Below are 18,789 nucleotides of genomic sequence, written 5' to 3'. Positions count from 1 at the left end.
TTTTTTGCTATCCTACGGATAGAGAGAGCCGGTTATGGCAAAATGAATGCTTCACCTTACCATAACCGGCCCTCGTTTTCTTTATCCCTTACGCTCTACCCGGTAATTGACGTATTTGCCTCCCGTATCTGCCAGAAGCACCGTTGCATCATAGATTTTGCCTGTCTTTTCGGAGTAGAGGCCCTTGACTTTTGCCTTGCCGTCTTTGAGCAGAGCAGCGGCGATCTTCGGTGTGAACGCCTTTTTGCGCTGCTCAAAGAAGCGGTCATTCTTCCACATCACGAACTGACAACTACGATTCCCGCAGTAGAAGTTTTTCTTGCCCTCATAGACGTTTTCATTGCACCGGGGGCACTTGCCGATGATGACCCGTTTCGACTGGAACAGGTTTTGCTTATCTGCACTGATGCAGGAATAGGTCTTGACCAGCTGGCGCACCTGCGTTTCAATTTCAGCCATGAACTCGTCTGGGTCTGCGCTGCCTTTGGCAATCTCGGTCAGGCGATTTTCCCATTCAGCAGTCAGAGCGGGAGAGGTCAAACTTTCCGGCAGAACCACCGCCAGATTGATGCCGTCCTTGGTGGGCACCAGTTGCTTGCCCTTGCGCTGCACAAAGCCCATTTGCACCAGTTTTTCCAGAATCGCGGCACGGGTGGCCGGAGTGCCCAGCCCCTTGCGCTCTGCATGGCCCAGGCCACCCTCTCTTGCTCCTGCGGAGCAATTCACCTTGTCCTCCGGCATATCTTCGGCCCCGGCCCGCTCCATTGCTGACAGGAGCGTATCTTCGGTGTAGGCTTTCGGCGGGGACGTGAAATGTTCCGAAATGTCAGCCACCGCAGAAAAACTTTGTCCCTCGGCCAGTTCCGGCAGGGTGTTCAGGGCTTCCGTTTCTTCATCACCGTCTGTTTTCAGGGTGGAGTGGAATCGCTGGTCGATCTCTTTCCATCCGGGGACAAGCACCGTTTTTCCCTTGGCGGTGAACTCGTTCCCTGCACAGGAGAACACGGCGGTCACTGTTTCGTACTCGTGGGGTGCGGCCACCGCACAGAGCAGTTTGGAGCAGACAAGGTTCATCAGCTTGCATTCACTTTCGGCAAGACCAGCGAAGCCCTGTTTTGCAAATTCAGCAGTGGGAATGATTGCGTGGTGGTCCGATACCTTTTTGCTGTTCAGCACTCGGCCTACTTCCGCAGTCAGCGCAAGTCCTTGGGCAAAGGGCAGCAGCCCCAGCAGATCAGACACAAGATGTTGTCCTGTCTGGCCCATGTCCTCGGTCAGATATTGGCTGTCCGTGCGGGGATAGGTCAGCAGTTTCTTTTCGTAAAGTTGCTGGGCGTAATCAAGGGTCTGCTTTGCCGTGAAACCGAACAGGCGGTTTGCCTCCCGCTGCAAGGTGGTCAGGTCATAGAGCTTGGGCGGCTGTTCTGCCTTTCTCTCACGCTTGATAGAAGTACAGATGGCAGATGTTCCGGCACAAGTAGATTTCAAAGTGTTGGCCTCGTCCATGCTGGCAATGCGCCCACTGTCTGCTTTCAGGCTGCCAGACTGGATGCCGACCGTGTAATACTTTTCTTTCTGGAAGCGCAGGATTTTTGCATCCCGGTCCACCAGCATTTTCAGTGTCGGGGTCTGCACCCGGCCCACGGTTAGGGTCTTATGGTACAACACCGAAAACAGCCGTGTTGCATTGATGCCCACCAGCCAATCCGCCTTTGCGCGGCAGAGGGCCGACTGGTATAGCGCATCGTAGTCCGAATCCGGGCGCAGGTTTGCAAAGCCCTCCCGGATAGCGGCATCCTCCATGCTGGAAATCCAGAGCCGCTTCACAGGTTTTGTGCAACCGGCCATTTGGTAGACGAAACGGAAAATCAGTTCTCCCTCCCGGCCTGCATCGGTCGCGGCGGTCACACTGTCCACATCCGGGCGGTTGAGCAGAGAGCGCACAATTTCAAACTGCTGTTTCTTTTCGTCCGGTACAATGAACTGCCACGGCTGGGGCAGGATGGGCAAATCCTCATACCGCCACTTACAGTATTTTTCATCGTACTGGCCCGCCTCGGCAAAGGACACCAGATGCCCGATGCACCAGCTGACCAGATACCCGCCACCTTGCCAGTAGCCGTTTTGCTTTTCATCGGCCCCGATCACGGCGGCAATGCTGCGGGCCACACTGGGTTTTTCGGCGATCACCAGCTGAAAGCTCATGTTTCGTCCTCCTGTTCGTCCTCTGAATGAATTTCGATTTCAGCCGGTTCCTCGTCTGCATCCTCGTCCTCGCCAAAATCGTATTCGTCCAGATCATCGTGCCCGGTGGTGTCGGCCTTGGGTTTGCGGAACTTGAAATAATAGAGAGCCGCGCCGCCGCCCGCCAGAGCCAGCACCAGTAGGATCATCAGACTGCCCATGTTGGACTTCGGCTTTTCCTGCGGCGTTTCGGTGTCAGTTTTCACCGCTTCCGGGGCCGTGCAGTTGCGCAGGCTCTTTTCACACAAGGGGCAGTTTTCGTTGACGTTTCCGGCCTCACATTTCACCGTGCAGGTGCAGACTTCGGCGGCCTGCGGTTCTTCATCCAGCAGAGCCAGCAAGTCGGCATCATCCACTTGGTTCAGGAAGTGGACAGAGGTTTCTTTGTCCTCGTTGGCGCGGTCAATGAGAATGTAAAAATAATTCCCGGCTTTAGTGGTCACAGTGATAAGCTGCTTGTCGCCGTAAAAATCATCCACCAGTGTTGCGTTGCCCTTGGGCGTGATGGGCACGCCCTCCGGCTCCATGCCGCCCGTGGTGGGTTCTTCTTCGATAATCTCCGGCAGAGGTTCCGGGGCAGGGTCAGTACCGCTTGCGAAAGCGGGCATGGAAAAGGAGCAGAGGCAGAGCAGGATAGCCAGCAGTCCGGCAGCGAAGCGGTTCCAGTTGTCAGGTTTCATCGGCGGCATCCTCCTGTTTGTGGTACGGGGTGACGGTGGGTGCCGCGTTCAGCGCACCGCTGCGCAGGAAGGCTGCAAACTCGTCCGGCGTCATGTTCATGCTGCGCACCAGCTGAATGATTTGAAGATTTTCCTGTTCGGTCTTTGCAGCTTCCAGTTCTTTCAACTGCTGCTGGTATTCGGAGATTTTTTCTTTGAGCCGTTCAATGTCGCGCTCAATGCGGGAAAGTCTTTTTGCCATACAAAATCCTTTCTGGCGTCACGGTAAACGCCCATAGCTGTAAAAATGTTCCTGCCAATATTTTGAGTTGAGATTTGTGTAAGAGATGGGGTCGCCGCAGTGCAGCATGATGGAATTGCCCACATAGATGCCGCAATGGCTCACGCCGGGGGTATCGTAGGTTCCCTTGAAAAACACAAGGTCGCCCGGTTTGACCTGCGCCGCTGAAACAGGGGTGCAGAGGTTGTAAAGGCCCTGTGCCGTCTGGCGTCCCACGTTCCAGCCGGAATGATTCAGCACCCACGAAATGTAGCCGCTGCAATCAAAGCTGGTGCTGGGTGAACTGCCGCCCCACACATACGGGTAGCCGATGTACTTTGTCGCTTCCTCCATCATGGCGGCGAACCTATCATCTTTGAGGGCTTCCGGGGGAATATCGTAATAGGTAGGCTGCTTGATGGTGGACGCATTGGGGTACTGGGCTTGCCCGAACAAATCCGGCCGATTGCCCAGCGTGCGCATATAGAGCGAATAGGCACTGAGCTGTTCTTCGGTCAGCACTTCCACGGGCAGATGGGACAAATCCTTGTTCTTCAGCTTGACGGTACAGATGTAGTATTCATACGGCTCTTGGTAGGTGATGAGCTGCGGCACGCCACCCGGCCCGATGATGAGCATGGTCTTGGTGCGGTAGCGTATCTGCATGGTTACGGTCTCGGTCAGGATGTATTGCTTTTCAAACAGCATTTCAAGTTCGCCCTGCACCTCGGCCAATGTAAAAACGCCATCATGCAGCGCGGACAGAATCGAGATCAGCACATAGGGGTCATGCTCGATTTCGTCCAGATAAAAGTGGTATTCGTCATAGTTGTGGGTGGCCTCGTAGGTGTCGAGATACCGTTGCATCTTTTGTTCCAGCTTGGCATAAGCCTTCTCTGCACCCAGCATATCCTTGTCCTTGGAAAAATAAGAAGATGCCGTCACGCCGGTCCCAGCGGTGCCCGCCATCACCGTGCAGGACTGCAAGCCCGTTATCAAGAGCAGAGCCAGCAGACCGAACACCGCCACGATCAGAATGGTTTTCCAGTTCTGGGCAGCAAATTCGGCCACCCGTTCGCCGCCTTCGGCTGCCAGCTTTGTTACCCGGAAACCGTTCTCTGCGGTGGCGGCTGCACCCTGCGCGGCGGCTTGTCCGGTCTGCCGCGCGGCCTTGGCGTACTGCTGCTTGATACGCTGTTTCTGCCACATCCGGGAAATGGGATTGCTGGCGGACTGCGCGATCTGCGGATTGTCCCGCAACAACTTCTGATAGAAATACTCGGCGTTGGCCGAACGCAGTTCCCGTTCTGCCTTTTCCACGGCCTTGTAGGGCTTCATCTTGTGGTGTCGGATGCCGCTGCGGATGGCCTTAGCGGTCTGCCGCTCCACCAGTTCTTCACCCTTGTGGCCGCCCTCTACACCCACATTTTCGTGTTCGACTTCGTGGATTTTTCCGTGGGCGAACAGCAACGCTTCCGAAATTGGACGGCTGGCCGGGTTTGGTTTCAGGTTGGGCGGGCCTTTGTCCTGCTGCTCAAAGCGCAGGGTGGATTTCGCCTTGCCGCTGGCGGCATCGTAGACTTTTTCTTTGACCGGGACACGCTTTTTCGGCAGAGCGGCGCGGGCCGCATCCAACTTGTCAGCTTTCTTCTCGGCTTTTTGGATGAACGGCTGCAACTCCGGGTCTGCGCGTTCTTCCTCGGTCAGTTCCAGACGTGCTGCCGAACCATGCAAGCCATCTTCACTTTCGGCAGTTTCCACAGCTTGCTTGGCTTTTTTCTTTGCCTTGTGCTTGTCCTTTACGTCCTCGGCGCGTTCCAGAATTTTTTCAGCTTTGCCCTCGGCATCCGTGGAATAATCCTGTTCTGCCTCCCGGCTGGAAACGTTCTCCACAGTTCCGTCAGCCTGATTTTCTACCACCAGACCGTCACGGGTCATGGTCTGGGTGACTTTGGCTTTTGCCTGCAATTCTTTCAAAGTTCTTCACCTCCCATCGGACAGCGACCCGTTTCAATGTCCGCAATGTATTTGAGAATCGGGAACACCTGCGGCGGCGAAACTGCATTGCCCAGTGTTTTCATCCGCTTGCTGCGGTTCGGCACATCTTCGGTCAGGCGCGGGATGTCGGCGGGTTCTTCGGCCCAAAGGGAATGTCCGTCCATTTGCGCGGGAAACCCATCAGCCACTCTACCCAGTCCGGGTTGAGATAGGGCTTTTCCAGCGTGGTGGGTGTCATACGGTAGATCACATGAGAGAGCCGCGCCGTCCATGCTTTGCCATCCTTGTTCATCTTGCGGTAGCTGCCATTTGCAGAAATTTGGATGTCCAGCCCCTTGCCCACATCCCCGGTGTCGCTGGCAAGGGGCGTGGGAAACAGCGGAGCCGATGATGAATACCCGTTTCCGTTCGTGCCATGCGCCAACGGCAGCAGCAGGTAATACGAAAACCCGAACATCGTAACCTGCCTGCTCCAAGTCAATGAGCGTTTTGTCGAGCCCCATACGGAGGAAGCCAGCAACATTTTCTCCAAGCACCCAACGGGGCTGCAATTCCCGGATGACCCGCAGCATTTCGGGCCACAGGTAGCGTTCATCGTGGAAGCCGCGCTGCCGCCCTGCGGTGGAGAACGGCTGGCACGGGAAGCCACCTGAAATGAGGGTGACGGTGCGAAGTCCTGTTTTTTCAAAGAAAGCCTCCTTTGTTACAGTGGTGATGTCCTGAAAACGGGGCACTTCCGGCCAGTGGCTTGCCAGTACAGCGGCGGGAAATGCCGCCCACTCGCATTGACAGACAGAGGTAAACCCCGCTGCTTCCGCGGCAAGGTCGATGCCGCCGATGCCGGAAAACAAGCTGAAATGTGTTAAGCTCATAGCTCCACCACCTCGCTGAGCCGGGTGGTCATGATCTTATAGAGCTGTGTGTTTTTCGGGATGGGGTTGGAAAACGGAAGCACCACGTTTTCAAAAATCAGCAGTCCTTCGCCCGGTTCCGAATTGTCGATGTACTTCTGCTGGTCTGCGGAGAGGTTCAGCCGTTCCGAAAGGATTTTGCGGTCGCCGGATGCCTGATTCAGCAGCGTGATGAAGTCGCTGTTTTCCAAAATATTCTCGATCTCCGGGGAAGAAAGAAGGTCCTTCACATTTTGGGTGGCACCTGTGGGCACGCCGCCCCATTTGCGGAAGCGCTTCCAAATCTCGGCACTGTACGCGGCGGTCTGTTCCTCTTTCAGCAAAAGGTGGAACTCGTCTGCAAAATACCATGTGGCCCGGCCTTGGCTGCGGTTCTGGGTGACGCGGCCCCATATCTGGTCTTGGATAATGAGCATCCCCAGTTTTTTTAACTGCTTGCCTAACTCTTTGATGTCAAAGGCCACAAGCCGGTTGTGGATGTCCACATTCGTTTTGTGATTAAACACATTCAGCGAGCCGGACACATACAGGTCTAATGCCTGCGCCACCCGGTCCGCTTCCGGCAAGTGCTGGTCGAGCAGGGCTTGGTGGAGGTCAGACAAAATCGGCATATTCTCCGGGCAGGGATTCGCCAGATAGGGGCGATAGATAGCTTTCACGGCACGGTCTATCACGGTGCGTTCAATCGCTTCCAGACCTGTTTTGCCGCCCATGACCAGCTCACAGAACGACAGCACAAAATCCGACTTCAAGGCCAGCGGGCTGTCATCTTCGGAATAATTCAGGTTGATGTCCAGAGGATTCACATAGTCCTTGCTGGTGGGCGAAAGTTTGATGACCTGCCCATGCAGCCGCTTGACCAGCGGATAATACTCGGCCTCTGGGTCTGAAATAAAAATATCGTCAGCAGTCGTTAAAAATACACTGACGATTTCAGACTTGCAGCTCATGGATTTGCCGCTGCCGGGCGTGCCCAGCTTTAAGCCGTTGGGACACCGGGCCTGCTTGCGGTCCAGCATGATCATGTTGTGGGATTTTGCGTTGATGCCGTAGTACATGGCGGCCCCACTCTGGAAAAGCTCCTGCGTGACAAAGGGCACGAACACCGCCACGTTGGAGGTGGTAAGGCTGCGCTGAATCTTTATCTGGTTGATACCCAGCGGAAGGCTGGACACAAGGCCCTGCTCCTGCTGGTAATCCAGCCGGACAAGGGAGCAGTTGTACTTCTGCGCCACACCCGCCGCTTGGAACACATCGTTGCCCAGCTTTTGCTTGGTGTCGGCCACGTTCAGCACTAAAAAAGTCAGCATGAACAATCGCTCATTTCTTGTTTGCAGTTTGTTCAGCAGCTTTTTGGCATCCTCGCCGTAGGTGGCAAGGTCGCTGGGCAGTATATCCATGTCGTACCCGGAACGGACAGCCTTTTTCTGCTCCTGAATCTTCATGGCGTCAAGGTCTGTGATTTTTCGCTTGATGGTTTTGATGGCCTCGGTCTGGTCAATGGCCTGCACATGGAGATTGACGAGAATCCCGCTTTCCGTTTTGAGGAAGTCGGCCAGCATTTCGTCCGAAAGTTCCGGCGCAAGGATTTGTAAAAAACTCACAGCTCCATACTTGCCGCCCAAACCAAAGGTTTTGGCCGTACCGAAACAGAGGGAGGACGGGGCCACAAAATCCTTGGTAGACAGGCCGGAGGGTGCCAGCCAGTCCCAGTCAAAACGGAACGGTTCGCCGTCCGGGTGGAAGATGCCGTGCAGAACTTCCAAACGCTCCTGCCCGTCCATAACGTGCGCCACGCAGCCCATAGCCTTGAAGTAGCCCAGCAGGTCAAGGCCAATGCGGGTCAGACGGGCCCGCGCTGTTTTCAGACTGTCGGCCTCGATGGTGAAGGTCAGGTATTTCGTTTTGACGATGCCGTTGTTGCCGCTGGCAAGCTGCTTTTGCAGGATGGCGGTGTACTCGGCGCGGATGTCGTCAAAATCATCCCCCTGCGGTGCGATCTCAAAACTTTTTGCGTACTGCACCGGGTCAACCTTGCGATTCAAAAACGAAAGCTGCACATGGATGGAAGCATCCACATAGTTGTAGAGGTCGCACAGGTGTTCAAAGATGGCGGTTCTTGTTTCCGGCTGGGCCAGCTGATAACTGATGTCCTCAAAGGCAATGCACTTAGAGAATGTGCGTCGGTCAATGCGGCACACACCGTCCGGGTAGATGGCCTCATACGGGATGGTGGCCTGTGCCGTGCGGGGCTTGCCGTCACCCTTGTACTTGCGGAGAACAGCATCAATTTCTTTTTTCTGGGCGCGGGTGAGCTTTTTGGGCTTTTCGGTTTCGCGGGGTATCGTTTTTCTGGACAATGGCCTTTACCTCCTGTTCCATTTGGTATTGCCGCACAAGGGCGGCGTAAGCATTGTTGGTCTGATAGGGCCTTTCCTTGGGACGGATAAAGCAGCACTGAATCATTTGCTGAATCACTACTTCAAGGGGCTGGCCGTGCCGCTCAAACAGAGCGAACAGCAGCCCCGGCAGCATGGCAAAAATCATCAGCAGGGCCGCTGCACTGTTGGAAAGATAGTTCCGGGCCAAAAAATAAAGCGGTCCGCCCGTTAAAAGCGCACCGCCGAAGCAGACCAACTGCCGCTTGGTCAGCCCGAATAAGACTTTGGATTTTACATGGGTCAAATCTTTGGGAACGGTCACATACGCCATTCAAACGCTCCTTTCTCAATGGGCACCGAACACGGATTTGCTGATGCTGCCGGTCTTGAACAGACAGAAGCAGAGCAGCACGGTGTAGCCCATGCAGCCCCAGATGGCCCCGGCAATGTCCGCTGCGCCTGAAATGTTGCGTATCAGCACCGCATAGATGCCCACGACAATCATAATCAGGAACGCTTGGAAACCCAGTGCCAGCAAAGACTTCAAGTAGTTCTGCCCGGTGCTGCGCCACTCGCTGCTGCCCATGGTCGCCAGCGGGATAGGGCCTAACGCCGTGACCACATAAATTTCAATCATGCGGCCGTAGGTCACAAGGAAGATGCAGATGGACAGGATGTTCATGGTCAGGCCCACCACAAGGGTCTGGAACCACAGGCTGAGCAGACTGCCGATGGTCATGCTTTCCAGCTGAAATTCCAGTCCGGGTATCAGGCGGTCAAAGTGGATGGACGTTTCGCCGATGATAACGCCGGAGCTTTGGTTGACAACGCTCTGGGTGGCATCGAACACACCCATAACGATATTCCATGTGTTGCTGACAATGAGGATGGCAAAAGCAGACTTGAAAATCCAGCGGAAGAACATGGAGGTGTCAAAGTCGTGCATATTGTTCTTTTCGGTAATCATCTGGATAAGCTCATGGCACATCACAAGGGCAAGGATAGCCGCTGCAATGGGCAGCACCACCGTTTCGGAAAGACTACGCAGCATATTGAAGATGCCGCTGTTCCACGCCTGCGGGGTGGAGCCGACATCCGAAGCGATTTCGCCCACCTTGGCGTTCACGTTATCGAACAGGCCGGAGAGGTTGCCCGTGATGCCATCTATCAAAATGCCTTTTATCCATTTCTCGATGATTTCACTAATCAAGCAAAGATACCTCCTTTCCCGCGCCCTCCCATGTGAGCGGGAGAGCGCGGTGGGGTCTCAAAGGTGGATGTACGGATAAGTTGAGGTTAGCCCAGCAGCCCGGACAGCAGCGGGACAAGGGTCACGCCGATCAGGGCAACGCCGCCGCCCGCGACCAGCTGCTTCACGCCCTGGCTCTTGCTGCCGGGGTTATCCTGTCCATAGCCCTCCAACAGGTTGATGCCACCCCAGACACACAGGGCACCGCCCAGACCGACCACAATCGTCTGCAAAGTATCAACTGCGCTGTTGAAAAATTCCATAAGGTCCTCACTTTCTGCCGCTTGTTCTGCGGCACTCAAAAATTTTTTCAAAAAATGCCGCCTCATTCGGCGGCTGCATCTTCATCCGACAGGTCGATTTCGTACAGGTCAAAACTTTCGTCCTGTGCGACTACCTGCTGCCGTTTCCGGCGCAGGGTGGATAAGAACCTGTCCACCTCAAAGGTATTCTTTTTGTCCGCGTCCGCAAGGTATTTGTAGTGCGGGTGCTTTGTAATGTCGAACTTCTCCGAGAAGAACGGCCTCACGCCCCGCAGCTGCAAAATGCACCTGCCGCCGTCCATGATTGCGATTTCGTCCTCTGACATCAACGCCTTTCCTAATTTTTGATAGTTCAGTCCGTGGGAGGTTTGAGAACCCCGGTTCTCGCTGGTGTTGAAACTGTCGATGGTCTCTTTCCCCAGCGCATCGGAGATCTCTTTGGCATTCTTACCCCGCCCACTCAAAAAGAGAACAGAATCGCAGTTGTCCGAAATGATTTCGGCCGCATCCTTGTAGATGGCTTTTAGCTGCGACTGGCTCTGCAAAATGATGGATGCCGAGATTTCCCGGCTGCGGATGGTGGCGATCAGCTTGTCGAAGTTGGGAATCTGCCCAATGTTGGCGAACTCGTCCAGAATCAGCCGTACATGGACAGGCAGTCGGCCACCGTATTTATCATCCGCACGGTCACACAGCAGGTTGATAAGCTGGCTTTGAAGCATGGCAAGAATGAAGTTGAAGGTGGTGTCCGTGTCGCTCATAATCAGGAACAATACCGTCTTTTCATCCCCGATGGTGTCCAGCTCCATTTCATCGTCCTCCATCAGTTCACGCACTTCCCGGATGTCAAACGGGGCTAAACGGGCACCGCAGCTTATCAGGATGGAGGAACGGGTCTTGCCCGCCGACAGCAGAAACTTTTTGTACTGCCGGACAGCGAAGTGGTCCGGGTCTTTCTGTTCCAGCCGTTCAAACATGAGGTCAACTGGGCTTTGAAACTCCGGGTCGTCCTCGCGGGCTTCACTGGCATTTATCATTTCCAGCAGGGTGGTGAAGTTCATTTCCTCTGCCGGGGCCTCGTACCAGATGTAGCCAATCAGAGCCGTGTAGAACAGCCGTTCCGACTTCACCCAAAAATCTTCTGCTGATTTTTCACCCTCGCCTTTGGTGTTAGCGATAAGGGTATTCACCAGCTTCAGCACGTCTTTTTCCGAGTGGATGTAGACAAAGGGGTTGTACTTCATGGACTTGGAAAAGTTTATCGTGTTCAGGATTTTCACCCGGTAGTCTGCCCGCTGGAACATTTGGCCCGTTTCCAGAACCAGTGTGCCTTTCGGGTCTGTGACCACGAATGAGGTGGGATAGTCGGAAGTGGGAAAGCATTGCATGAGGTTGGGCTTGACGTAAAACCGGGTCTTGCCGCTGCCGGAGCCGCCGATCACCAGCACATTCTTGTTCCGGGCTGTCTTGGGGTCTTTGGGCCGCCCGGTCATAGTCAGGCGTTCGGTCTGGGTCAGCAGGATGTTGTTTTCAAACTTGGGGTCGATGTACAGGGCAATGTCCTTGGCGGTACCCCACCGGGCAGAACCGTATTCCTCGCCCTTGCGGTACTTCTTGGCGTTCTTGCCCTTGCTGTACACGATGAGCCGGACAGCCACTGCCCCGGCAACGCCCACGCAGAGGTCAAACGGATGCAGGCTGGGTAGCGGGTTTGCAAAGGCGGCGGAGATGCCGCTCGTTAGGTGCAGCAGCTTTGCCGAAGCATCCACGCCCGCCGCCAGACGGTATGCCTGCCCGCATTTGGCGAACAGGTACACGAACAGCAGATATGGCAGATTCAGCACCAGCAGCCTTTTCAGTTCAGGCTTCATCGCTCTAACCCCCTTTGCTTGATTTTTTCTTTAGCGCGTTTCGGCTGCTGGGCGACTTTCTGCTTGGTTGCTGCCAGCACCTTGCGGATAGAAGGCCGCTGCTCCTTGGAGAGCGTTTTGGCTGTGAACTCCCGGAACGCCTGTTCCAGATTGTCCGTATCCTTGGCCTTGAAGATCACGATGTAGTGGGGCGGCTGGGTGGTCTTGTCCTTACGCAAGGTGAAGTCCACGCCGTACTTCTTGGCGCAGGGCTTGAACGCCCCGATGTTCGCTTCCGTGACTTCAATGTTGGTCAGGGCCGCGCCGTGGGCTTTCAGCTGTTTCAGGCTTTGCTTGCCGTGGTGCAGCTTTGGCCCCTTGGCCCGGTGCTGCAAATATTTTTTCAGGGCAGCTTGCAACGCTTGGGCGGTGAGCTTGCCCGTTTTCATGGACAGGGCAATGGTTTTCTGGGTGACTTCTTCCTGCAATATGAATCCCTCCTTGTTGCAGAAAATTCAGAGCGGCAGCTAGGGTGGAACCACCAGCCGCCGCAGGTAAAGTGTTCTCATGGATGGGTACTCCTTTCGGTCAGGTGTTGGGCGGGCGGCCCCAATCGGGCTGCGCCATATCGTGCGCCACAAGGGACGCATAGTAGCTGTTGATGGTGCTGGGGGCGTTGAACAGCATGGCCCGCAGGTATTGCTTGATGTTGCGGACTTTGGTGGTGTTGTCCCGCAGGCAGTCCATGACGAACTCGATGTGATGGCTGTCCAGCTTCAAGAATTTCGCCTTGACCAACTCTGCCGGGTAATCGTCCCCGGCCACCCGGATGGACTTGCGGGAAGTGCAGACCGTTTCCAGCAGGATGTCCACGATCTCGTCCAGCTGTTCCCGGTCTATCCGGGGATTCTGGGTGAGGGTGTCATACTCGATGTTCTCCAAAATCAGGTCCCGGTAGATTTGATAGGCCGTTTCCTTTCGGCTTCCTGTCCGTTCCGGCGGCGGTGCCGCTGCCTCGTCCTCGTCCAAAGGCAAGGGGTTTGGGGAATGGATAGGAATGGAATCGGTATTTAATCCCTCTTTCTTTTGTTTTTCTGTAATTAGTTTATCTTTATTTAATTGCATTGGATTTTCCAACGTAGGGTTTTCCTGCGTGGGATTCTCCAACGTTGGATTTTCCAATGTAGGTGAAACCCATGCAGGAACGGGCTGCGGCAGCTCGAAGATCACATAGTCTGCACCACGCAGCCGCCCTTTCTCGTCCCGTTCTCTGGAACGCTGGATGTAGCCCGCCTGTTCCAGTTCCCGGATGGCCTGCCGTATCGCGTCGATGCTTTCCCGGTTGATACGGGCCAGCCCTTGCAGGGTGTAGTCCCAATCTTCCGGCAGGGAGAGCATTTGGGAGAGTAAGCCTTTGGCTTTCAGGGACAAGGCCCGGTTCCGCAGGTGGTGGTTTGACATGACCGTGTAGCCGCTGTTCTTTTCTACCCGAAAAACTGCCATTTCACGGATGCCTCCTTTCGTTGCAAACAAAAAAAGCAGCGTCCATTTGCTCCCGGTGATGGGAGAAGTGAACGCTGCGCGTACTTGATAATTTTTAGGTTGTGTGGTATATAAAAGGCAACTGGATTTCAAACACAGCTACCCATCGGGGTGCGATACAAGCAAGTTGCTATCCGATGACCTCAAAAACAAATTGTACTACGATGGTTTTCAAAAAATGCTGTATCACTACTCGCACCAGCCTGAAAAACAGGACCTGAACATGTGACGGAAATTCCTGTACAGCACTCTGCGAATCCAGATAAAAATAATCTGAACTCAAATATCTGAAAATTGCAAAACAGCAGCTGGGGATCATATCCCAGCTGCTATCTTTATACTTCGCTGCTGATCCCTCGGGTCAGCAACCATGTCTCCTGCTTATATTCTTATCTCATGATGTTTTCAAACCTTGATCATGATCTCTCTGTCTGTACGGTTATACTTATAATATCGCACTCCTGCTGCATCCAACATCTTCTTGGAGGCGATCACAGACGGAGTATCTGCATATTTATCACAGTCATACACGATTGTCTTGATCCCTGCCTGAATAATCGCCTTGGCACATTCATTGCAGGGGAACAATGATACATAAAGCTTGGCACCTTCCAGGCTTCCGCCTCTGTAATTCAGGATAGCATTCAGCTCACTATGTGTCACATAGAGATATTTGGTATCCAACGGATCTCCCTCTCTTCCCCAGGGAAACTCATCATCTGAACATCCCTTGGGAAATCCATTGTACCCCATAGACAAAATTTTGTTATCCTCACTTACGATACAGGCACCAACCTGCGAATGCGGATCCTTGGAACGCATACCGGAAAGCATGGCAACTCCCATAAAATACTCATCCCAGGAAAGATACCCCTGCCGTTTCTGTCCCTTTTTCTCCATACGGCAATCCTCTTTTCTTTAATCCTCGATCATATTAATTCTTCTGATATGACGCTCATCATTGGAAAATGGCGTATCCAGGAAAGTATCTACAATCTTCAGTGCAAGTCCAGGACCTACCACGCGTCCCCCCATAGCCAGAATATTGGCATTATTATGAAGTCTTGTAGCCTCTGCTGTAAAGCAGTCTGTGCAAAGTGCTGCGCGGATTCCTTTGAATTTATTGGCTGTGATGGAAATTCCGATTCCTGTTCCACAGATCAGGATTCCATTCTCGCATTCTCCGCTCTGAACAGCCTGTGCAACTTTTTTTCCGTATACCGGATAATCTACGGATTCCGGTCCGTTGCATCCGAAATCCCTGTACTCAAGGCCTCTCTCTTCCAGATGTTTCTTAACCTCCTGCATCAGCTCATATCCGCCGTGATCACATCCCAGTGCTATCATTCTCTTTTTCCTCCTGTACATTAATAATTTTATGACCAGCCGCTTTCAGTAAGCGGTTCATGATCGCCTGTCCCATTCTTGGTGTAAAAAATGCCTCTGAGTAAATGGCACTTACATTACAGCTGTCAAAATCACGCAGTACCTCATAGAGATGGTGCGCAATGGTTTCCTCCTGTTCGCGGCTTCCGATGCTCTTGATAATACCGTGGGAATATCTGCCTTTCGTCTCATCCGTTGCAATGATCCCCACTTTCTGTCCCTTCTCCTCCGCTTCTTTCGCCCTCTTTTCTATCTCAGAGATTACCTGCTCTGTCGGACCTTCTACAATGGCAAGGTCTGCTTTTGGAGCATAATGACGGTACTTCATTCCCGGTGCCTTGGGATGAACCTTGCTGTCCGGCTTGATCAGCCCCTTATCCATCCGTACATCACCCAGTGTTTCCTGCAGCATTTCCAGGGAAATATAACCAGGTCTCAGAACAACCGGAATATCCTCTGTGAAATCCACGATCGTAGATTCCAGTCCGATATTTACCTGTCCGCCGTCAATGATCATATCAATGGCCTCTCCCAGATCTTCTGCAACATGCTGTGCAGTGGTAGGACTTGGTCTACCGGACGTATTGGCACTTGGTGCTGCCACATAGCCCCCTGCCGATCGGATCAGCTCCTGGGCGATCCGGTCGCTTGGGAAGCGTACAGCAACGCTGTCAAGCCCGCCTGTTGTCTCCTTCGGCACAATATCTGCCTTCGGAAGAATCATAGTCAGCGGACCCGGCCAGTATTTATCAGCCAATATCCTTGCCTTCTCAGGAACTTCCGTAACGATCCTGTCAAGATCACGGATATCTGCAATATGTACGATCAACGGATTATCAGAAGGTCTTCCCTTAGCTGCATAGATCTTCATAGAAGCCTTCGGATCAAGTGCATTGCCGCCAAGACCATATACCGTCTCTGTGGGAAATGCTACCAGGCCGCCATTTTTCAGGATTTCACCGCCTCTTCTGATCGCATCTTCATCTATATTTTCCGCTGTCATTACTGCTATTTCTGCTTTCATCTTACGCTCCATTACTGTCTGATGTAAATACCCTGCTCTTCAATAAAATCCTCCAGATCCTGCAGCGCATCCTGCGCCCATGTCTCCGACTTCTGAAAAGTCTCCGGGAAAAACATCTCTTTTACAATCTTTTTACCTGTTTCTGTCTTAAAAATCTTTTCTGCACTTTTCCTGATATGTTCCTTATCAAGATCATCCTCAAAATAATTTACAAGAAAATCAGCCTCAACCAGGACCTGATAGTCCAGACCGTCAATATCCTTGTATGTATGATGATGTCCAACAAGATACTCCACTCTGCTTATCACATTCTCACGGAAACCAAGTCTGGTCATCATCTCACGCGCAGCTGCCGGTCCTTCCAGTTCCTGAACCTTACCATCAGACCGGCCGTATTTCTCCATTCCGATCTTGATTCCAATATCATGGACAAGAGCTGCCGCCTCGAGTATATACATCTGTTCTTCATCCAGTCCCTCCGCCTGACCTATCAGTCTGGAAAAACTGTGCACTTTCACAAAATGCTGAATATGCCTGGGATCCCCCTGATAAAACCGGATCATTTCCATGTAGAGTCTGTCAATTCTGTTCATAATATATTCCTCCTCTCAGCAGCCATGTCGTAGCCTTTACTGTACAGCACATGCTGTATTTCTGTAATAGCTCTATTATAGCGTTGTTACGGAAAAATTGTCAATCCTGCTCCACTTTGTATAATTCATATAATATTGCCAGCACTCACAATACCTCAGTTTACTTTTACAATATAAGTTCCTGTCATATCATCTGCGTAAACAATGCTTCCAAGACTCTGAAGCAAACTGTCATTAAGTGCTGTACCGTATTTCTCCTGTTCCTGTCCGCCTACAAATATATAGGAAATGTCATATCTCCTGATCAGTTCTTTCACTGTTTTTTCATCTGCGGAAGTGTAAATCGTCTCTATATCCGCGCTCTTCTCATTCAGATCCGGCACATCATTTCTCCACAGCCACTCATGCACATACCAGCCCAGAACAGTCGGAAGTCCTGTTGATGCGGAAACTCTCTCATAACCAGTGTAACTGTCCCCATTAGCCTCCAGAACAACCGGGGCTCCTTCAATATTTTCTTTCAGCCAGCGGATAGCTGCTGCATCCTGCGGAAAATCACTCTCAAGGAAAGTCGTTGCATCCAGACCCTGGTACTGAGACGGATTCCACACTTCTCCGAACCAGGAATGAACTGCATTTCCGAAATATCCCACTGTCCAGATCAGTACCACAAGGCCTGCTCCTGAAAGGATCCTGAAGATTTTCTGCTTTGATACTGCTATCAGTCTGTAGATTCCATATCCCATTGTCATTCCAAATAGAATATACGCCTGATATGTAAGTTTGAACATGGTGTTTGCCCTGGCATTTCCATTTTCATAAATATCTCTTACATACACAAGCTCCGGAATCACGATCAATCCAATTGCACACAGCCCCATGATAATCGCAAACAGATCAGGAATGGAAACAGCCTCCATCAATCTGTACAGGCTCTTTTTCTTCATTCCTTTCAGCTTCTCCATAAGAATGGATATGATCAGCAGCACAGTAAGGATCACCGGAAGTCCCCAGAGGATCACAAGCTGATACCACAGAGAATGGTGCTGTGCAAGTGCCACACCCTGTACCATAGTGTCAAATTTCAGAGTAAACGGCAGTATCACAAGATAAGAAACTGCAATGATCTCCACTGCCTGCACAGCTGTCACTGCCAGGATGCGGACCGTTTTTCCTTCAAAACGGATGATATTTACAAACAACAACACACCGCCTGTCACCACAAAATAGATCACAAAATCCCAGTAGTTAGTCCACTGGAACATTCCCAGAAGTACAGCGGCCAGAATAATATGGGGCATCAGAAGCTGTCTGAGCCAGAAATCTCTCGGATCCTGTTTTTCCGGCTCCGGCCCTCTCTTTCGGATCATCTTCATCCAGGCGTAGAGAAGTCCCACCAGAAAGGTCACAAACATCACATTAACCACATGTGCATGAAGATCTCCAAGTACAAAGGAATAACACGGAAATTCATGGATTGTCTTATCACTGTCATTTACCGGGTTGTATCCAATATAACGGGTAGCATCCGGGAACCAGTAACTTTCTGTCTCTTCTGCTCCTTTCAGTTTCTGAATCAGAGGAATCACGCAACGATATACGATATAATGCACATTTCCTGCAATAGAAACCGCAGCACCTGCTGTTACACCTGCCACAGACGGAAGATATTTCTTTCTTCCTTCCATATGTCCGTACAGTCTGTCCTTCATCATCTGACGAACCAGAGAAAACGGAAACACAAAGGCAAATGCTGCCACAAAAGTACGCATCAGATTATAGGTAACTTCCACTCTGCTGCCTGTAAGTTTCGTAAGAAATACTGCAAAATACTGTCCACCGTAATAATAGTTGATCGTTCCTTCAGAATACCAGAGATCACGGGCAGGAAGTGTTGTGCTGCGCATCATGGCTTCCATAAATCCGTAATCCATAAACTTCTCCGTTCCATATGCCTGCGGACGAAATCCTGCCAGATATGTCCACATAAGAAAGATCCCGAAAAACAGCAGTTCTTCACGGATAATAAGTTTTGTTTTCCCCGTCGGATAACACTCGATATCTTTTTTTAACTGGATATGGAAAATTACCGCACAGAACACCGCGCATACAACAGAAACGCCGATGCACACAGCTGATGTAAAAGGAAGAATCTCTACAGCAACCAGAAACCATGTGAGAAATCCGGTCACAGCAATAGCCAGCACTTTTGAAAAAAGCCAGCCTTTATCTTCAAATCCTTCAAATAATCTTCCAGTCAAAGGCATGGCCACCATCCCCATAAATAATGCCAGAAGCCACCATGTCCAGAATGTCCACACATCTCCCTGCAGAAGATATGCAGAAAGCACAGCCAGAATTACCGCCGCTACACTCTCCGGAAGTATTTCCCTGATTTTTGTTTTCATC

At 52.2% G+C, this 18,789-nt stretch carries 17 protein-coding genes; all 17 read right to left on the bottom strand.

The features are described 5' to 3' along the window. Positions 1-81: 81 nt before the first annotated feature. Positions 82-2,205, bottom strand: a complete 2,124-nt coding sequence (locus tag AC04Q4_RS17185) for a DNA topoisomerase 3 (RefSeq protein WP_476389372.1) — start codon at positions 2,203-2,205, stop codon at positions 82-84. Then, positions 2,202-2,924 carry a CD1107 family mobile element protein gene (locus tag AC04Q4_RS17180; RefSeq protein ID WP_476389371.1) on the bottom strand — a complete coding sequence of 241 codons (723 nt, stop codon included), beginning with the start codon at positions 2,922-2,924 and terminating at the stop codon, positions 2,202-2,204. The genes AC04Q4_RS17185 and AC04Q4_RS17180 overlap by 4 nt, the downstream gene beginning before the upstream one ends. Then, entirely contained in the window at positions 2,914-3,165 is a 252-nt protein-coding gene (locus AC04Q4_RS17175; protein WP_005922874.1) for a DUF4315 family protein, read from the bottom strand. The genes AC04Q4_RS17180 and AC04Q4_RS17175 overlap by 11 nt, the downstream gene beginning before the upstream one ends. Before the next feature lie 18 nt (positions 3,166-3,183). Further along, on the bottom strand, positions 3,184-5,160 hold the full coding sequence (locus AC04Q4_RS17170) for a CD1108 family mobile element protein (RefSeq protein WP_476389370.1): 1,977 nt from the start codon (positions 5,158-5,160) through the stop codon (positions 3,184-3,186). Continuing rightward, positions 5,157-6,053, bottom strand: coding sequence for a DNA (cytosine-5-)-methyltransferase (locus tag AC04Q4_RS17165; protein WP_476389369.1), 897 nt, complete (start codon positions 6,051-6,053; stop codon positions 5,157-5,159). Before AC04Q4_RS17165 ends, AC04Q4_RS17170 begins: the two co-directional genes overlap by 4 nt. Next, positions 6,050-8,452, bottom strand: a complete 2,403-nt coding sequence (locus AC04Q4_RS17160) for a VirB4-like conjugal transfer ATPase, CD1110 family (RefSeq protein ID WP_476389368.1) — start codon at positions 8,450-8,452, stop codon at positions 6,050-6,052. The genes AC04Q4_RS17165 and AC04Q4_RS17160 overlap by 4 nt, the downstream gene beginning before the upstream one ends. After that, entirely contained in the window at positions 8,379-8,804 is a 426-nt protein-coding gene (locus AC04Q4_RS17155) for a PrgI family protein (RefSeq protein WP_008982752.1), read from the bottom strand. Before AC04Q4_RS17155 ends, AC04Q4_RS17160 begins: the two co-directional genes overlap by 74 nt. A 15-nt stretch (positions 8,805-8,819) precedes the next feature. Further along, a complete protein-coding gene (locus tag AC04Q4_RS17150; RefSeq protein ID WP_005927770.1) occupies positions 8,820-9,683 on the bottom strand; it encodes a VirB6/TrbL-like conjugal transfer protein, CD1112 family in 864 nt (287 codons plus the stop codon). An 86-nt stretch (positions 9,684-9,769) separates the two neighbouring features. After that, positions 9,770-9,985: a Maff2 family mobile element protein gene (locus AC04Q4_RS17145; RefSeq protein WP_005922889.1), complete on the bottom strand. Its 216-nt coding sequence runs from the start codon at positions 9,983-9,985 to the stop codon at positions 9,770-9,772. A gap of 62 nt (positions 9,986-10,047) precedes the next feature. Next, on the bottom strand, positions 10,048-11,856 hold the full coding sequence (locus tag AC04Q4_RS17140) for a VirD4-like conjugal transfer protein, CD1115 family (RefSeq protein WP_476389367.1): 1,809 nt from the start codon (positions 11,854-11,856) through the stop codon (positions 10,048-10,050). After that, positions 11,853-12,323 carry a DUF3801 domain-containing protein gene (locus AC04Q4_RS17135; RefSeq protein ID WP_476389366.1) on the bottom strand — a complete coding sequence of 157 codons (471 nt, stop codon included), beginning with the start codon at positions 12,321-12,323 and terminating at the stop codon, positions 11,853-11,855. Before AC04Q4_RS17135 ends, AC04Q4_RS17140 begins: the two co-directional genes overlap by 4 nt. 100 nt (positions 12,324-12,423) lie before the next feature. Then, positions 12,424-13,338, bottom strand: a complete 915-nt coding sequence (locus AC04Q4_RS17130) for a DUF6017 domain-containing protein (RefSeq protein ID WP_476389365.1) — start codon at positions 13,336-13,338, stop codon at positions 12,424-12,426. A gap of 444 nt (positions 13,339-13,782) precedes the next feature. Continuing rightward, a complete protein-coding gene (locus AC04Q4_RS17125) occupies positions 13,783-14,277 on the bottom strand; it encodes a deoxycytidylate deaminase (RefSeq protein ID WP_173755997.1) in 495 nt (164 codons plus the stop codon). An 18-nt stretch (positions 14,278-14,295) separates the two neighbouring features. Then, complete coding sequence (gene rpiB, locus AC04Q4_RS17120) at positions 14,296-14,724, bottom strand: ribose 5-phosphate isomerase B (RefSeq protein WP_119239081.1); 429 nt, start codon at positions 14,722-14,724, stop codon at positions 14,296-14,298. Further along, positions 14,705-15,787, bottom strand: a complete 1,083-nt coding sequence (locus AC04Q4_RS17115) for an L-threonylcarbamoyladenylate synthase (RefSeq protein ID WP_476389364.1) — start codon at positions 15,785-15,787, stop codon at positions 14,705-14,707. Before AC04Q4_RS17115 ends, rpiB begins: the two co-directional genes overlap by 20 nt. A gap of 11 nt (positions 15,788-15,798) precedes the next feature. Further along, positions 15,799-16,380 carry an HD domain-containing protein gene (locus AC04Q4_RS17110; RefSeq protein WP_173755995.1) on the bottom strand — a complete coding sequence of 194 codons (582 nt, stop codon included), beginning with the start codon at positions 16,378-16,380 and terminating at the stop codon, positions 15,799-15,801. A gap of 155 nt (positions 16,381-16,535) precedes the next feature. After that, the gene (locus AC04Q4_RS17105; protein ID WP_476389363.1) at positions 16,536-18,788 is read right to left on the bottom strand and encodes a DUF2298 domain-containing protein; all 2,253 of its coding nucleotides are present in this window, start codon (positions 18,786-18,788) and stop codon (positions 16,536-16,538) included. Between the last annotated feature and the right edge of the window lies 1 nt (position 18,789).

It is taken from the genome of Blautia sp. HA8986, assembly GCF_056504635.1.
Note: the sequence above shows the minus strand (reverse complement) of the source record. Positions and strands in the feature narration are given on the sequence as shown.

Bases quoted from the DNA above. Each gene is read 5' to 3' on its own strand.
- AC04Q4_RS17155 (WP_008982752.1), bottom strand. From the start codon at position 8,804: ATGGCGTATGTGACCGTTCCCAAAGATTTGACCCATGTAAAATCCAAA.
- AC04Q4_RS17105 (WP_476389363.1), bottom strand. From the start codon at position 18,788: ATGAAAACAAAAATCAGGGAAATACTTCCGGAGAGTGTAGCGGCGGTA.
- AC04Q4_RS17110 (WP_173755995.1), bottom strand. From the start codon at position 16,380: ATGAACAGAATTGACAGACTCTACATGGAAATGATCCGGTTTTATCAG.
- AC04Q4_RS17175 (WP_005922874.1), bottom strand. From the start codon at position 3,165: ATGGCAAAAAGACTTTCCCGCATTGAGCGCGACATTGAACGGCTCAAA.
- AC04Q4_RS17180 (WP_476389371.1), bottom strand. From the start codon at position 2,924: ATGAAACCTGACAACTGGAACCGCTTCGCTGCCGGACTGCTGGCTATC.
- AC04Q4_RS17130 (WP_476389365.1), bottom strand. From the start codon at position 13,338: ATGGCAGTTTTTCGGGTAGAAAAGAACAGCGGCTACACGGTCATGTCA.
- AC04Q4_RS17140 (WP_476389367.1), bottom strand. From the start codon at position 11,856: ATGAAGCCTGAACTGAAAAGGCTGCTGGTGCTGAATCTGCCATATCTG.
- AC04Q4_RS17145 (WP_005922889.1), bottom strand. From the start codon at position 9,985: ATGGAATTTTTCAACAGCGCAGTTGATACTTTGCAGACGATTGTGGTC.
- AC04Q4_RS17185 (WP_476389372.1), bottom strand. From the start codon at position 2,205: ATGAGCTTTCAGCTGGTGATCGCCGAAAAACCCAGTGTGGCCCGCAGC.
- AC04Q4_RS17165 (WP_476389369.1), bottom strand. From the start codon at position 6,053: ATGAGCTTAACACATTTCAGCTTGTTTTCCGGCATCGGCGGCATCGAC.
- AC04Q4_RS17125 (WP_173755997.1), bottom strand. From the start codon at position 14,277: ATGGAGAAAAAGGGACAGAAACGGCAGGGGTATCTTTCCTGGGATGAG.
- rpiB (WP_119239081.1), bottom strand. From the start codon at position 14,724: ATGATAGCACTGGGATGTGATCACGGCGGATATGAGCTGATGCAGGAG.
- AC04Q4_RS17115 (WP_476389364.1), bottom strand. From the start codon at position 15,787: ATGAAAGCAGAAATAGCAGTAATGACAGCGGAAAATATAGATGAAGAT.